The organism is Pantoea alfalfae (assembly GCF_019880205.1).
Taxonomy (GTDB): Bacteria; Pseudomonadota; Gammaproteobacteria; order Enterobacterales; family Enterobacteriaceae; genus Pantoea; species Pantoea alfalfae.
This window is the reverse complement of record NZ_CP082292.1, coordinates 3,388,298-3,403,221: the sequence shown is the minus strand read 5'-3', so window position 1 is coordinate 3,403,221 and position 14,924 is coordinate 3,388,298. Positions and strand designations below refer to the sequence as shown.

At 56.8% G+C, this 14,924-nt stretch carries 15 protein-coding genes; 11 read left to right on the top strand and 4 right to left on the bottom strand.

The window, feature by feature from the left end; all coding sequences use genetic code 11:
* The first annotated feature begins 19 nt into the window (after positions 1-19).
* From K6R05_RS16015 to yjjG, 3 genes are read left to right on the top strand one after another with little or no spacing between them, the layout of a single operon-like run.
* A complete protein-coding gene (locus K6R05_RS16015; protein ID WP_161735969.1) occupies positions 20-430 on the top strand; it encodes a DNA polymerase III subunit psi in 411 nt (136 codons plus the stop codon).
* A complete protein-coding gene (rimI, locus tag K6R05_RS16010) occupies positions 402-842 on the top strand; it encodes a ribosomal protein S18-alanine N-acetyltransferase (RefSeq protein WP_161735970.1) in 441 nt (146 codons plus the stop codon). Before K6R05_RS16015 ends, rimI begins: the two co-directional genes overlap by 29 nt.
* A gap of 18 nt (positions 843-860) precedes the next feature.
* Entirely contained in the window at positions 861-1,541 is a 681-nt protein-coding gene (gene yjjG, locus K6R05_RS16005; RefSeq protein WP_222924598.1) for a pyrimidine 5'-nucleotidase, read from the top strand.
* A 91-nt stretch (positions 1,542-1,632) separates the two neighbouring features.
* Here yjjG and K6R05_RS16000 read toward each other — a convergent pair whose 3' ends face one another.
* The gene (locus tag K6R05_RS16000) at positions 1,633-2,283 is read right to left on the bottom strand and encodes a YtjB family periplasmic protein (RefSeq protein WP_095706238.1); all 651 of its coding nucleotides are present in this window, start codon (positions 2,281-2,283) and stop codon (positions 1,633-1,635) included.
* A 107-nt stretch (positions 2,284-2,390) separates the two neighbouring features.
* Between K6R05_RS16000 and serB the strand changes: the two genes are divergently transcribed.
* From serB to nadR, 3 genes are all read left to right on the top strand, one after another.
* A complete protein-coding gene (serB, locus tag K6R05_RS15995) occupies positions 2,391-3,368 on the top strand; it encodes a phosphoserine phosphatase (protein WP_161735972.1) in 978 nt (325 codons plus the stop codon).
* 13 nt (positions 3,369-3,381) lie between these two features.
* Positions 3,382-4,764: a DNA repair protein RadA gene (gene radA, locus K6R05_RS15990; RefSeq protein WP_010253610.1), complete on the top strand. Its 1,383-nt coding sequence runs from the start codon at positions 3,382-3,384 to the stop codon at positions 4,762-4,764.
* Positions 4,765-4,839: 75 nt separating this feature from the next.
* A complete protein-coding gene (gene nadR / locus K6R05_RS15985) occupies positions 4,840-6,081 on the top strand; it encodes a multifunctional transcriptional regulator/nicotinamide-nucleotide adenylyltransferase/ribosylnicotinamide kinase NadR (RefSeq protein WP_161735973.1) in 1,242 nt (413 codons plus the stop codon).
* Positions 6,082-6,126: 45 nt separating this feature from the next.
* Here nadR and K6R05_RS15980 read toward each other — a convergent pair whose 3' ends face one another.
* Positions 6,127-7,128, bottom strand: a complete 1,002-nt coding sequence (locus tag K6R05_RS15980; protein ID WP_161735974.1) for a zinc-binding alcohol dehydrogenase family protein — start codon at positions 7,126-7,128, stop codon at positions 6,127-6,129.
* A 95-nt stretch (positions 7,129-7,223) separates the two neighbouring features.
* Here K6R05_RS15980 and K6R05_RS15975 point away from each other — a divergent pair, with 95 nt between their 5' ends.
* Complete coding sequence (locus K6R05_RS15975; RefSeq protein WP_135910184.1) at positions 7,224-8,120, top strand: LysR family transcriptional regulator; 897 nt, start codon at positions 7,224-7,226, stop codon at positions 8,118-8,120.
* Positions 8,121-8,231: 111 nt separating this feature from the next.
* Entirely contained in the window at positions 8,232-8,609 is a 378-nt protein-coding gene (locus K6R05_RS15970) for a type II restriction endonuclease (protein WP_222924596.1), read from the top strand.
* A gap of 54 nt (positions 8,610-8,663) precedes the next feature.
* Here the strand turns inward: K6R05_RS15970 and ettA are convergent, their stop codons facing one another.
* The gene (gene ettA, locus K6R05_RS15965) at positions 8,664-10,331 is read right to left on the bottom strand and encodes an energy-dependent translational throttle protein EttA (protein ID WP_013356691.1); all 1,668 of its coding nucleotides are present in this window, start codon (positions 10,329-10,331) and stop codon (positions 8,664-8,666) included.
* Between the two features lie 180 nt (positions 10,332-10,511).
* On the bottom strand, positions 10,512-11,276 hold the full coding sequence (gene deoR, locus K6R05_RS15960; protein ID WP_161731745.1) for a DNA-binding transcriptional repressor DeoR: 765 nt from the start codon (positions 11,274-11,276) through the stop codon (positions 10,512-10,514).
* A 379-nt stretch (positions 11,277-11,655) separates the two neighbouring features.
* Between deoR and rbsK the strand changes: the two genes are divergently transcribed.
* Genes rbsK through K6R05_RS15945 form a run of 3 tightly spaced genes read left to right on the top strand, consistent with a single transcriptional unit; the run spans position 11,656 to position 14,918 of the window.
* Positions 11,656-12,573: a ribokinase gene (rbsK, locus tag K6R05_RS15955; protein WP_161731733.1), complete on the top strand. Its 918-nt coding sequence runs from the start codon at positions 11,656-11,658 to the stop codon at positions 12,571-12,573.
* A gap of 9 nt (positions 12,574-12,582) precedes the next feature.
* The gene (fucP, locus tag K6R05_RS15950; RefSeq protein WP_161731731.1) at positions 12,583-13,908 is read left to right on the top strand and encodes an L-fucose:H+ symporter permease; all 1,326 of its coding nucleotides are present in this window, start codon (positions 12,583-12,585) and stop codon (positions 13,906-13,908) included.
* Entirely contained in the window at positions 13,905-14,918 is a 1,014-nt protein-coding gene (locus tag K6R05_RS15945; RefSeq protein WP_222924595.1) for an aldose 1-epimerase family protein, read from the top strand. The genes fucP and K6R05_RS15945 overlap by 4 nt, the downstream gene beginning before the upstream one ends.
* Positions 14,919-14,924: the final 6 nt, after the last annotated feature.

The window sequence follows — 14,924 nt, the reverse complement described above, 5'->3', positions numbered from 1 at the left end:
CAGCAGAACAGGTAACACCATGACGTCCAGGCGCGACTGGCTTTTACAGCAAATGGGAATTACACAGTACCAGCTGCGCCGCCCGCGCGTGCTTCAGGGCGAAATTGCCGTCACGCTGGCACCGGACACGCAGTTAATTATTGTCGCTGACGCACCGCCCGGTCTGCATGAACCGCTGATGCGCGACGTGCTGCATGCTCTCAATCTGCAACCCGAACAGGTCATGACCGTGACGCCGGATCAGTTGCAAATGCTGCCGGAGACGCTGAACTGCGCGGGCTGGCTGCTCGGCGTAGAGAGCGAACAGACTTTCAATGGCGTAGCATTAACCAGCGCCTCTTTCAATGAACTAATCAGCAGCGGCGTCGCCAAACGCGCGCTCTGGCAACAGATGTGTAACCATGACAGCCATCTCTTTACTCACCCCTGACGATCTGGCGCAGGCCTACGCCATTGAGTGTCGTAGTCACGCGTTTCCCTGGAGTGAAAAGACGTTTGCCAGCAATCAGGGCGAGCGCTTTATCAATTTACGTCTCGATGTTGACGGCAAAATGGCCGCCTTTGCGATTACGCAGGTGGTACTGGACGAAGCCTCGCTGTTTAACATCGCGGTCGATCCCGCTTTTCAGCGCCGGGGATTGGGCCGCCAGTTGCTGCAGCATCTGATCGATGAACTGATTAAACGCGACGTGCTGACGCTGTGGCTGGAAGTGCGGGCCTCGAACCAGCCCGCCATTGCGCTCTATGAGCAGCTTGGATTCAATCAGGTCAGTCGTCGCCCCAACTATTATCCCACCGCCAGCGGCCGTGAAGATGCCATTCTCATGGCCCTGACGCCGTAGTGGTGTTAAGGAGCTTTAATGATCGATAACTGGGACTGCATCCTGTTTGATGCGGACGATACCCTTTTTCATTTCGACGCCTATGCTGGTTTACAGCGCCTGTTTGCGGGTTATGACGTGCAGTTCACCGACCAGGATTACAGCGATTATCAGGCTGTCAACAAACCGCTGTGGGTCGATTATCAGAACGGCACCATCTCAGCGTTACAGCTGCAGACTCAGCGTTTTAACCACTGGAGCGAAAAGCTCAGCGTGGCGCCAGAGATCCTCAACAGCGGCTTCCTCAGCGCGATGGGCGAGATCTGCACGCCGCTGCCGGGTGCAGTCAGCCTGATGAATCAACTGCATGGCAAGGTAAAGATGGGGATCATTACCAACGGCTTTACCGCGCTGCAGCAGACGCGCCTTGAGCGCACCGGTTTCCGCGATTACTTCCCGGTGCTGGTGATCTCTGAGCAGGTCGGCGTGCCTAAACCGGCGGCAGAGATCTTTGATTATGCGCTGGAACGTATGGGCAATCCGGATCGGCAGCGGGTGCTGATAGTGGGTGATACACCAGAATCAGATATTCTGGGCGGCATGAATGCTGGCGTGAAAACATGCTGGCTCAATCATGGCACCCGGCCGCTGCCAGAACATATCAAACCAACCTGGCAGGTCAAATCGCTGGGTGAGCTGGAAGCGCTGCTGATCGGCTGATGGAAGCTGCCTCGCAAATCCGCAACTTTCCTGTAAAAAAGGCCCGCACAGCGGGCCTTTCTCGTTTTATCTTTACCGCAGCGCAGGCGCGTTACTCTTTCTTCTCGTCGTCCTCATCCCGATCCTCTTTCACCGGAGTGCTGGCGGTAAGCAGAAACGGCGACTGCTGCCAGCGGGTGCGGCGATGGCGCAGCAGGGTACGGGAGAGAATAATGCCGATCGCCAGCGCCAGCAGCATCATCAGACGCAGAATATTGGTGGTGTTATCGACCTGATGTGAGTCGGTGACCAGCACGTGGGTATCCAGCGTTACGCGCAAAAAGCCCAGCGGGCCATCGTTTCCGGCCAGCGGCTGCACAATCTGGTGGTTGAAATAGCTGCCCGCGCGCTTGCCGTCGAGCGCCAGCCGGTCGCGGACATTGATGTTTTCACCGCTGTGCGCCACCAGACTGCCGTCTCCGTCATATACGGATGCATCCAGAATACGGCTGTTCGCCGTCATCTGATTAAGGATGGCTTCGATCTGATTCCGGTTATTTTCACTGTTGTCCATCAACGGCTTAAGGCTGAACGCCACCTGGCTGGTCAGCGTATGCGCCAACTCCTCGACCTGCTCAGAACGCGCCGTCTGATGGCCGAGACTAAACCAGGAGGCGCCCTGCATCAGCACGACCAGCAGCGCCATCGAGATAAGAACAATCACGGTACGATGTAAGCGAAATTTCAGTGCGGTTTTAGCCATTAATCATCCGGGTCATATCACAACAGAAAGCCTGGAGATTATGTTGCCAGAAGCGACGCAGACAAGGTAGCCTCTTGCGTGGTTTTGTTGTCCCTACAGGAGCTCTGATGCCAAATCGTTTAACCTGGTGCGATCTTCCCGCCGATGTCTCCCTCTGGCCGGGTTTGCCCCTTTCTCTTAGCGGTGATGAAGTGATGCCGCTGGATTATCGTGCTGGCCGTACCGGCTGGCTGCTGTATGGCCGCGGTCTGGATAAGCAGCGGCTGACCGATTACCAGCACCAGCTGGGTGCGGCGATGGTGATCGTCAGCGCCTGGAACGTCGATGAGTATCAGGTGATTCGCCTGGCGGGATCGCTGACGCCGTTTGCCAGCAAGCTGGCGCACGACGCCGGGCTGGACGTGGCACCGCTGGGAAAAATCCCGCATCTCAAAACGCCAGGCCTGCTGGTGATGGATATGGACTCCACCGCGATTCAGATCGAGTGCATCGATGAGATTGCAAAACTGGCGGGCTGCGGCGAGCAGGTGGCGGAAGTCACGGAACGCGCGATGCGCGGCGAACTCGACTTCACCGCCAGCCTGCGTCAGCGCGTGGCCACGCTGCAGGGGGCGGACGCCAATATTCTGAAACAGGTGCGTGATGCCCTGCCGCTGATGCCAGGCTTAACCACCCTGACGCAGAAGCTGCAGGCGCTGGGCTGGCAGATTGCCATCGCGTCTGGCGGCTTTACCTACTACGCCGAATACCTGCGCGACAAGCTGCATCTGTCGGCGGTGGTCGCGAATGAACTTGAAATTCGCGACGGCAAACTGACCGGCAACGTGCTGGGACCGATTGTCGACGCACAATACAAAGCCGATACCCTGAAGAAGCTGGCGCAGCGTTTTGACATCGCGCCGGAACAGACGGTGGCGATCGGCGATGGGGCCAATGACCTGCTGATGATCAAAGCCTCAGCGCTGGGCATTGCGTTCCATGCTAAACCTAAGGTGAATGAGCAGACTGCGGTCACCATTCGCCATGCCGATTTAATGGGGGTGTTCTGCATCCTCACCGGCAGCCTGATCCACGAAGAGCGTTAACAGAGGTATTGATTTGGCCAAAGCGGCAAAACGCGCATTTGTCTGTAACGAATGTGGCGCAGATTACCCACGCTGGCAGGGGCAATGCAGCGCCTGTCACGCCTGGAACACCATCACCGAGGTGCGCATCGCCGCCTCGCCCGCCGCTGCGCGTAACGAGCGCCTGAGTGGTTATGCCGGCAGCGCTGGCACCAGCCGGGTGCAGAAGCTCTCTGAAATCAGCCTGGAGGCGTTACCGCGCTTCTCGACCAGCTTCAAAGAGTTTGACCGGGTACTGGGCGGCGGCGTCGTGCCGGGCAGCGCTATTCTGATTGGCGGCAGTCCGGGCGCGGGCAAATCCACGCTGCTGCTGCAGGTGATGTGCCGGTTGTCCGAAGGGATGAAAACCCTTTACGTCACCGGTGAAGAGTCACTGCAACAGGTGGCGATGCGCGCCCATCGTCTGGGATTACCCACCGAAAATGTCAATATGCTGTCGGAAACCAGCATTGAGCAGATCTGCCTGATCGCCGAGCAGGAGCAGCCGCAACTGATGGTGATCGACTCGATCCAGGTCATGCACATGGCGGAGATCCAGTCATCGCCGGGCAGCGTTGCTCAGGTGCGTGAAACCGCCGCTTACCTGACGCGCTTCGCCAAAACGCGCGGCGTGGCGATCATCATGGTCGGCCACGTCACCAAAGATGGTTCGCTGGCCGGGCCGAAAGTGCTGGAGCACTGCATCGACTGTTCAGTGCTGCTGGATGGCGATGCTGATTCCCGCTTCCGCACGCTGCGCAGCCATAAAAACCGCTTCGGCGCGGTGAATGAGCTGGGTGTGTTTGCCATGACCGAGCAGGGCATGCGTGAAGTCAGCAACCCGTCAGCTATTTTCCTGTCGCGCGGCGAAGAGATCACCTCGGGCAGTTCGGTGATGGTGCTGTGGGAGGGAACGCGACCGCTGCTGGTGGAGATTCAGGCGCTGGTCGATCATTCGATGATGGGCAATCCACGCCGCGTGGCAGTGGGTCTGGAGCAGAACCGCCTGGCGATTCTGCTGGCAGTATTGCACCGTCACGGCGGATTGCAGATGGCCGATCAGGATGTATTCGTTAACGTCGTGGGCGGCGTCAAAGTCACCGAAACCAGTGCAGACCTGGCGCTGATGCTGTCGATGGTGTCGAGCCTGCGCGATCGTCCGCTTCCGCAGGATCTGGTGATCTTCGGCGAAGTAGGACTGGCCGGTGAGATCCGTCCGGTGCCCAGCGGGCAGGAGCGCATCGCTGAAGCGGCGAAGCATGGCTTCAAACGCGCCATTGTGCCGGCAGGGAATGCACCGAAAAAACCGATTGCCGGGATGCAGGTTTTCAGCGCGAAGAAGCTGGCCGATGCGCTGGCGATTCTGGACGATCTGTAACGCGCCTGCGGCCGCCAGCGAAAAGCCGCTGGCTGGCCGTTCCCACCTTAACCGCATTGATGCAGGAGGCACGACATGTCGTCGTTTGATTATCTGAAAACGGCCATTCGCCAGCAGGGCCATACGCTGCAACAGGTCGCTGATGCCAGCGGCATGACCAAAGGCTATCTGAGCCAGTTACTCAATGCCAAAATCAAAAGCCCCAGCGCGCAAAAGCTGGAGGCGCTGCACCGCTTTCTGGGACTGGAGTTTCCGCGCCGCGATAAAACGGTGGGCGTGGTGTTTGGTAAGTTCTATCCGCTGCATACCGGCCATATCTATCTGATTCAGCGCGCCTGTAGTCAGGTGGATGAGCTGCATATCATTATGGGTTATGACGAGCCGCGCGACCGCGAGCTGTTTGAGAACAGCGCGATGTCACAGCAGCCGACAGTCAGCGATCGCCTGCGCTGGCTGCTGCAGACCTTTAAGTATCAGAAAAATATTCGTATTCACGCCTTTGATGAAGAGGGGATCGAACCCTATCCGCACGGCTGGGATGTGTGGAGTAAAGGCGTCAGCGCGTTTCTCAGCGAGCACGGCATTGCGCCGGACTGCATCTACACCAGCGAAGCGCCCGATGCGGAGATGTACCAGCAGCACCTGGGCATTCAGACCGTGCTGGTCGATCCCAACCGATCCTTTATGAGCATCAGCGGCGCGCAGATTCGTCAGGATCCGTTCCGCTTCTGGGACTACATCCCGACTGAAGTGAAACCGTTCTTTGTGCGTACCGTGGCGATCCTCGGCGGAGAGTCGAGCGGTAAATCGACGCTGGTGAATAAACTCGCCAACATCTTCAACACTACCAGTGCCTGGGAATATGGCCGCGACTATGTCTTTTCCCATCTGGGCGGTGACGAAATGGCGCTGCAATATTCCGATTACGACAAGATCGCGCTGGGACAGGCGCAGTACATCGATTTCGCCGTCAAATACGCGAATAAAGTGGCGTTTATCGACACCGACTTTGTGACCACGCAGGCGTTTTGTCTCAAATATGAAGGGCGTGAACATCCCTTTGTGCAGGCGCTGATCGATGAGTATCGTTTTGATCTGGTGATCCTGCTGGAGAACAACGTGCCCTGGGTCGCGGATGGCTTGCGCAGCCTGGGCAGTTCAGTGGATCGGCGGGAGTTTCAGTCGATGCTGGTCACGATGCTGCGGGAAAATAACATCGAATTCCTGCACGTGAAGGAAGATGATTATGACGCCCGTTTCCTGCGCTGTATTGAGCTGGTGAAAGCGATGCTGGGCGAGAAAAACGCCCAGCCGTAACGCATGCATTGGCCCGGTCTGCCGCACGGCAGCCGGGTCAGGGCATTAATAGACCATCACCACTTTGCCGCGCATGTGGCCTTCCAGCACGCGCTGGTGGGCGGCGGTTAAAGTCTCAACGCTTAAGCCATGCAGTGTTTCGCTCAGCGTGGTCTGCAGCTTACCTTCATCCAGCAACGCCGATACCGCATCCAGAATCTCGCCCTGACGCGCCATATCCGGTGTATTGAACATGCTGCGGGTATACATCAGCTCGAAGTGCAGTGCCGCACTCTTCAGCTTCAGCTGGTCCATCGACAGGGGATGTTCGTTTTCCACGATGGTGCAGATATGACCCTGCGGAGCGATCAGCTTCGCCATGGTTTCCCAGTGACCGTCGGTGTCATTCAGGCAGAAGATATAATCGACCTGCTTAATGCCCTGTTTCTCCAGCTCACCGATCATATCTTTGTAGTTGATCACCAGATCGGCTCCGCGATCGCGGCACCACTGGGCGGAATCTTCACGCGAGGCTGTCGCAATGATCTTCACCTTGCTGCGCAGTTTCGCCAGCGGGATCGCCAGCGATCCGACACCGCCCGCGCCGCCGACGATCAGCAGCGTCTGATCTTCCGTTGCGGTCTCCAGGTTCAGTCGCTCAAACAGGCCTTCCCAGGCGGTCAGGGCCGTTAGCGGGATCGCCGCCGACTGTGCCCAGTCCAGGCTCTCTGGCTTGTGACCGGTGATGCGTGAGTCAACCAGCTGTTCGGTGCTGTTACTGCCAGGGCGGGTCAGATCGCCCGCATAGAAGACTTCATCGCCAGGCTTAAAGTTGCTGACTGAGCTGCCCACTTCCAGCACAACGCCACTGGCATCCCAGCCGAGAATGCGTGGCTGCTGTAAGCCGTTCTTCTTCGCCCCTTTGTGCACCTTGGTATCGACCGGGTTGACCGACGCGGCTTTGACTTCGACCCGCAGGTCATACTCACCTGGCGTAGGGGTTTCAGGAAAAATTTCGGTAAAGTTTTCCGGATTTTCGGGATTAACTGCGATAGCGCGAATAGACATAAAGATTCTCCTTGGTCAGTGTCTTAAGTGTAGAACCTGATTTTAGCGGTGATAAGATGGACAATCTCTCATAGAGTGTTCGTCTGAGGTGAACAATGGCATTTCGTCAGTGGCAGGATATGGCGCTGTTTGCGCTGGTGGCGGAATGCGGCAGCTTTACCGGCGCGGCAGAACGCGCGGGTCTGCCCAAATCGAGCGTCAGTCAGCGCATCAGTCAGCTGGAACAGCGGCTGGGGATCCGGCTGCTGAATCGCACCACCCGCCAGCTCAACCTGACCTTTGCCGGTGAGCGCTATCTGCTGCATTGCCAGGAGATGATGCAGGCCAGTGAGCGCGCCGATCAGGCGATTGCCAGCCTGCGGGAAAACCCCAGCGGGCGCCTGCGCATTACCAGCCCGGCAGGCATTGGTGCCACGCTGCTGGCGCGCTGTAATGCAGAGTTTTTACGTCTTTATCCTGATGTGACGCTGGATGTCTCGATCTCCGATGAGATGCGCGATCTGGTACAGGAGGGCTTTGATGTGGCGCTGCGCACCGGTCAGCCGCAGGAGTCCTCGCTGATTGGCCGCCGGATAGGCAACTGCCCGCGACTGCTGGTGGCTTCTCAGCACTATCTTAATCAGCATCCACCGCTGCTTCACCCACAGCAGCTCTCGGCCCACCGCTGTATCGCGCATCGCGCCTGGAATGAATGGGTGTTGCAGCGCGATGACGAGTTCTATCGCTGGCTGCTGCCGCCAGGCCATCTCACCGACAATTTACTCTATGCGCGCGAATCGGCGCTGGGCGATGCGGGTATTACGCTGCTGCCGCACTTTCTGACCGACGGGGCGATGGCGGATCCCCGACTGGTGCCGGTACTGCCGGAATGGGAAATCGAGGGGAATGAGCTGTGGCTGGTCTATCCGGGCCGTAAACTGAATTCACCTGCGCTGGCGCGCTTTATTGAGTTCGCGCTGCAGTCACCGGTGTTCAGGGAGTTTTATCGCTGAACTTAAAATAAAAGTTATAACCGCAACCTGTAACTTTGACACCCATAGCAGAAAATTACATTGCATTAATTACGATGGCATTTCCCGTCTTTTCAAAGGAAGAGAAATGTTATGAAAGCTCAAAATTTAAAAAGTGCATGTATTAAAAATTTATCAAAAAGTGAACTTTATGATCAAAGAGAGTTTAATGGTGTAGCAGCTCTTAAAAATATTTTAGGTAATGAAAATAAAGATATTGAAGCAGATTTTGTACTCAGGGGCAGTGATGTCAGCTGTAGTGCATCACTGACTTGGTATGATGCCAGAAAGTCACATGAAAGCCGGTCTGAATTTCGGCTTTATTATGAAGGCAATCCGGTAATGGAGCTCGCAGTGCCTGGTGATAATATTGTCATTGGTTATGATAAAAAAAGTAAATTAACCTGCATTTTATTTAAAACACATGATGATGAGCATCAAGGACATGTTGAAGAATGGATGCCGCTTTAAAAAAATAAAAAAGGGAAGCATCCGCTTCCCTTTTTAGTATTAATCAGACTGCGATTACTTCGTCATACGTTTGTACTTGATGCGCTTCGGCTCCAGCGCGTCGGCGCCGAGGGTACGCTTCTTGTACTCTTCATATTCGGTAAAGTTACCTTCGAAGAATTCGATGTTGCCCTCATCCTGATAATCCAGAATGTGCGTGGCGATACGGTCCAGGAACCAGCGGTCATGCGAGATCACCATCGCACAGCCCGGGAACTCCAGCAGGGCGTTTTCCAGCGCGCGCAGGGTTTCAATGTCCAGGTCGTTGGTTGGCTCATCGAGCAGCAGCATGTTGCCGCCAACCTGCAGCAGCTTCGCGAGGTGCAGACGACCACGCTCACCACCCGACAGTTCGCCCACGCGTTTGCCCTGATCGACGCCTTTAAAGTTAAAGCGGCCGACATAGGCGCGGCTTGGCATCTCGGTGTTACCGATACGCATGATGTCCTGACCACCGGAAACTTCTTCCCACACGGTTTTGGAATTGTCCATGCTGTCGCGGAACTGATCGACGGAGGCCAGCTTAACGGTCTCACCCAGCACGATGCTGCCGGAATCAGGCTGTTCCTGACCGGACATCATACGGAACAGGGTGGATTTACCCGCGCCGTTCGGACCGATAATCCCGACAATCGCGCCTTTTGGCACAGAGAACGAGAGATCGTCAATCAGCACACGGTCGCCATAGGACTTACGCAGATTGCTGACTTCCAGCACTTTGTCACCCAGACGGGCACCTGGCGGAATGAACAGTTCGTTGGTTTCGTTACGCTTCTGGTAGTCGGTGTTATTCAGCTCTTCAAAGCGTGCCAGACGGGCTTTGCCTTTAGACTGCTGGCCTTTTGGTCCTTTACGAACCCACTCCAGCTCTTTCTCAATCGACTTACGACGAGCCGCTTCAGAAGAGGCTTCCTGCGCCAGACGCGCATCTTTCTGCTCCAGCCAGGAGGAGTAGTTGCCTTCCCACGGAATACCTTCACCGCGGTCAAGTTCCAGAATCCAGCCTGCCACGTTATCCAGGAAGTAACGGTCATGCGTGATCGCCACGACGGTGCCTTCGAAGTCATGCAGGAAACGCTCCAGCCAGGCGACAGATTCGGCGTCCAGGTGGTTCGTTGGTTCGTCCAGCAGCAGCATGTCTGGTTTTTCCAGCAGCAGGCGGCACAGGGCGACGCGGCGACGTTCACCACCGGAAAGGGTGGCGATTTTCGCGTCCCAGTCTGGCAGGCGCAGCGCATCGGCAGCACGTTCCAGCTGGGTATTCAGGTTGTGACCATCGTGTGCCTGGATGATCTCTTCCAGACGGCCCTGCTCGGCGGCCAGCTTGTCGAAGTCTGCACCCTCTTCGGCATAGAGCGCATAGACTTCGTCGAGACGTTTCAGTGCGCCAACCACTTCTGACAGTGCTTCTTCAACCGACTCACGCACGGTGTGTTCAAGGTTAAGCTGCGGCTCCTGCGGCAGGTAGCCAATCTTGATGCCTGGCTGCGGACGCGCTTCCCCTTCGATATCTTTATCGATGCCGGCCATGATGCGCAGCAGGGTAGATTTACCCGCACCGTTCAGGCCGAGTACGCCGATTTTTGCGCCAGGGAAGAAGCTGAGCGAGATGTTTTTCAGGATATGACGCTTCGGCGGAACTACTTTGCCGACGCGATGCATGCTATAGACGAATTGAGCCACGTTGGTTTGAGCCTCTGGGTCTGTTGGTCGTTGGAATGATGTCGAAGTTTAGCCTTTTTCACCGTTTAATCCCAGCCAGGGGGCGGCGAATATTCGCCGGGCAGAAGGGATGCCGGACGACGTGCGGGATAACTGACTGATTTCCGCGCTCAATTGCTGACGATAGTACCGGGGCAGGCCTCAGGGCAGGCGCAGTGGTATCGCCTGCTGTGCCAGCCAGTTCTGCAATGCCTGGTCGGGCGCGCTGTCACTCACCAGCAGATCAAAGCGCTGTAGCCCGGCGATGCGGGCGGGCAGCACTTTGCCATATTTACTGCTGTCCGCCACCAGCACCGACTTTTGGGCACGCAGCATGGCGTGATGTTTCATCATCAGCTCATTGGTGTTGTAGCAGGTCGCCCCCTGATCTTTGTCGATGCCCGCCGCAGAGATAAAGGCCAGCGTCGGACAGAGATCGTCCAGGAGGGTATGCACGCCAATCGGCGTAAACAGCGCATTGTCGGCATGAAATTCACCGCCGCTCAGAATCACACTACAGGCCGGTTTCTCTTTCAGGGTCAGAAAGGTGTTCATGGCGCAGCAGATGGCAGTAAATGACAGCGTGTCAGGAATGGCATCAACGATATAGGGCAGGGTAGTGCCGCAGTCAAAGAAGACCGTATCGTTTTCGCTGATCAGGCTGGCTGCCGTCTGCGCCAGCCGCTGCTTTCTGGCGGCATTCTGCCCATGCTGATCGCTGACAAAATAGTGGCCGGCATGACTTTTCGGGTCGCTGACGATATAGCCGCCCAGCAGGACCACGCTGGAGCCTGGCTCGGTTAAATCACGGCGAACCGTCATCTCTGAGACGCCTAACAAGTGGGCCGCATCTTTCAGATGCAGTTTGTCGGTGCGTTTAAGCGCCTGGGTCAGCTTGTGAATGCGTTCGTCGCGCCGGGTTTCCATGGTCATCTCTCTGTTACCTATCCTGTAGTGCGGAGCAGGAACGCCGGAATCGACGCTATATCGCGACAAACCTCACAGATTTGAATGAGTTGCGTCTCATCCGCCAGGCTGGCAGTCAATCTTACCCGCAATCTGTAAGAGCCGCAAACCTCCGCCGTGCGGTGATCCCGGCCCATCATCACTGGCGGTAACATCTCTCAGCCGTCATGGCCCCTGATGTTATCTTGTTATAATAGTAACACTTTAAATCCCCCTTTATGCCGTTTCCCGCCGGTATCTGCCACTTCAGGATGTGGTTTTTGTCACATATTTAACCTTTAAGAAAGGTTATTGTTAATTTAATAACATTTTAAGTGTGAAAACATCCGGGAGTTCTGTCATGACAATTGCGGTTATCGGCTCAAACATGGTCGATCTGATTACCTATACCAACAGCCTGCCGAAAGCGGGCGAAACCCTTGAAGCGCCCGACTTTGCCATTGGCTGCGGCGGTAAAGGCGCTAACCAGGCGGTCGCGGCCGCGAAAATGGGTGGCAACGTAATGATGGTCAGCAAGGTCGGCGACGATCTCTTTGCTCCCAACACCGTTGCTAATCTGCAGCAGCAGGGCGTGGACACGCGCTTTGTCACTACTGCAACAGGCGTCTCCAGCGGCGTGGCACCGATTTTTGTCGATGACCAGTCGCAGAACCGCATTCTGATCATCAAAGGGGCCAACCAGCAGCTGAAACCGGCCGATATCGACGACGCGGCAGAGGCGCTGAAAGCCTGTGAGCTGATCATCCTGCAACTGGAGATCCCGCTGGAAACGGTCTATTACGCCATCGATTTTGCCCGCCAGCATCAGATCAGCGTGATCCTGAATCCGGCGCCGGCCGTCGCCACGCTGGATATTCACTACGCCTGCAAATGCGACTTCTTTATGCCGAACGAAACCGAGCTGGAGATCCTCACCGGCCTGCCGGTCAACACTGATGAAGAGGTGATCCTGGCCGGGCAGTCGCTGCTGAAGCATGGCCTTAAAAATCTGATTATCACGTTGGGCAGCCGGGGCTCGGTCTGGATGAGCGGCGACGAGATCCATCGCGTGGCCGCCACGCCGGTTCAGGCGGTGGATACCAGCGGTGCGGGCGATGCCTTTATCGGCTGTTTCGCGTATCTGCTGGTGAAAACCGGCGATGTGGTCGCCGCTATGACCCAGGCCTCTGCTTATGCCGCCTGCAGCGTCACCGGGCGCGGCACGCAGCGCGCTTATCCCGACGCCGAGTGTTTCCAGCGTTTTCTCAACCGTAACTGAGGTTCTGCTATGCAACAGAAAATTGTTCAGCAATCTGATGGCTATCTGAATAAAACGCCGCTGTTCCAGTTCATTCTGCTGTCGTGCCTCTTTCCGCTCTGGGGTTGTGCAGCGAGTCTTAACGATATCCTGATCACCCAGTTTAAAAGCGTGTTCGCCCTGAGCGATTTTGCCAGTGCGCTGGTGCAGAGCGCCTTTTATGGCGGCTATTTTCTGATTGCGATCCCCGCCTCGCTGGTGATCCGTAAAACCAGTTACAAGATGGCAATCATGATCGGCCTGGCACTCTATATCGCTGGCTGTATCGCCTTTTATCCCGCTTCGCACATGGCGACCTACACCATGTTCCTGGCGGCGATCTTTGCTATCGCCATCGGCCTGAGCTTCCTGGAAACTGCGGCCAATACCTACAGTTCGATGATTGGTCATCGTGACCATGCGACGCTGCGCCTCAACGTCAGCCAGACCTTCTATCCGATTGGTGCGCTGATGGGGATCGTGCTGGGTAAATATCTGGTGTTCCAGGAGGGCGACAGCCTGGAGAGTCAGATGGCGACGATGACGGCAGAGCAGGCGCATGCCTTCCGTCTGACGATGCTGGAGCACACGCTGGAGCCTTACAAATATCTGGTGATGGTGCTGGTAGTCGTAATGCTGCTGTTTATGTTCACCCGCTATCCGCGCTGCAAACCTGAGAGTAATGAGAGATCGCGCCCCTCGCTGGGCGAGACCTTCCGCTATCTGGCCGCTAATCGTCACTTTAAACGCGGCATTGTGACCCAGTTCCTCTATGTTGGCATGCAGGTCGCGGTCTGGTCGTTTACCATTCGTCTGGCGCTGACGCTGGGGGCGACCAACGAACGTCACGCCTCTAACTTTATGATCTACAGCTTCGTCTGCTTTTTTATCGGTAAGTTCGTGGCGAACTTCCTGATGACCCGCTTCCGTGCCGAGAAAGTGCTGATCGCCTATTCGGTGCTGGGCGTGCTGACGCTGGCCTATGTGATGCTGGTGCCGAACTTTACCGCCGTCTACGCCGCTGTGTTTGTCAGCGTGCTGTTTGGTCCCTGCTGGGCGACGATCTACGCGGGAACGCTGGCGACGGTCGATAACAAATACACCGAAGTCGCAGGCGCGTTTATCGTGATGGCGATTGTCGGTGCGGCCTTTGTCCCGGCGCTGCAGGGCCTGGTTTCGGACTCACTGGGTTCGATGCAGCGGGCATTTGGCGTCTCGCTGCTCTGTTTCGCCTGGGTCGGATTCTACTTCTATGGCGAACTGCGCCATAAAAAACAGCTGGTTGCGACCGGTCGTCTGGCGGAGGAGTCACCATGAAAACCCGTTTACCTTTAGCCAGTGAACAGTTTCACACCACACCCTGGGTGCTGTTAGAGAGCGATGACTTCCGGGTTGAGCTGTTTCGCTATCCGGCGGGCATTGAGGCGGTGCGCATTCATAACCGGCGCGGCAGCGTGACCGTGCTGCCATTTCTCGGACAGATGGTCTGGGACGTGCAGTTCGACGAGCACAATCTGACCATGGGCCACAGTTTTAAACAGCCGCTGCCCGCCAATTCGATCATCGACACTTACGGCTGTTTTGCCTTTCATTCGGGACTGCTGGCCAACGGCTGTCCCGCACCAGAGGACGATCATCCGCTGCACGGTGAGATGGCCTGCGCCCGCATGGACAGCGCCTGGCTGGTGCTGGAGGATCAGACGCTGTCGCTGGAAGGGGAGTGTGAATATGTTAAAGGCTTCGGCCATCACTACCTTGCGGCACCTGCCGTCCGCCTTCAGGCCGATCGGCCCCGTCTGACGATAGCGATGACGGTGACCAATCTGGCGGGCGCGGCGATGCCGCTGCAGTATATGTGTCACCTAAACAGCGCGTGGATCGACCAGGGACGCTTCCGGCAGTCGATCCCCGATCGGGCATTCCAGCTGCGTCGCTCGATCCCCGCACACCTTAAACCCACACCTGCCTGGCGCGAGTACACGGATCACTTATCGCGCGATCCACAGGCGTTACAACAGCTCGATCAGCCGCAACTCTGCGAGCCGGAGATCGTCTTCTTCGCGGACGATCTGCCGCAGTATGGCGATGACGTGCAGTTTGAGCTGCATTCGCCGCAGGGCTATGCGCTGATGACGCGCTTCTCTACCGCGCAGTTTCCGCACGCGACCCGCTGGCTGCTGCATAACCACGATCAGCAGGTGGCGGCCTACATTCTGCCCGCCACCTGTCGTCCAGAGGGCTTTCTGGCCGCGCAGCAGGCCGGTACGCTGATCACCCTGGCCAGCGGCGAAGAGCGGCACTTCTCCGTCGAGACCGGCCTGCTCTGAGCCGGA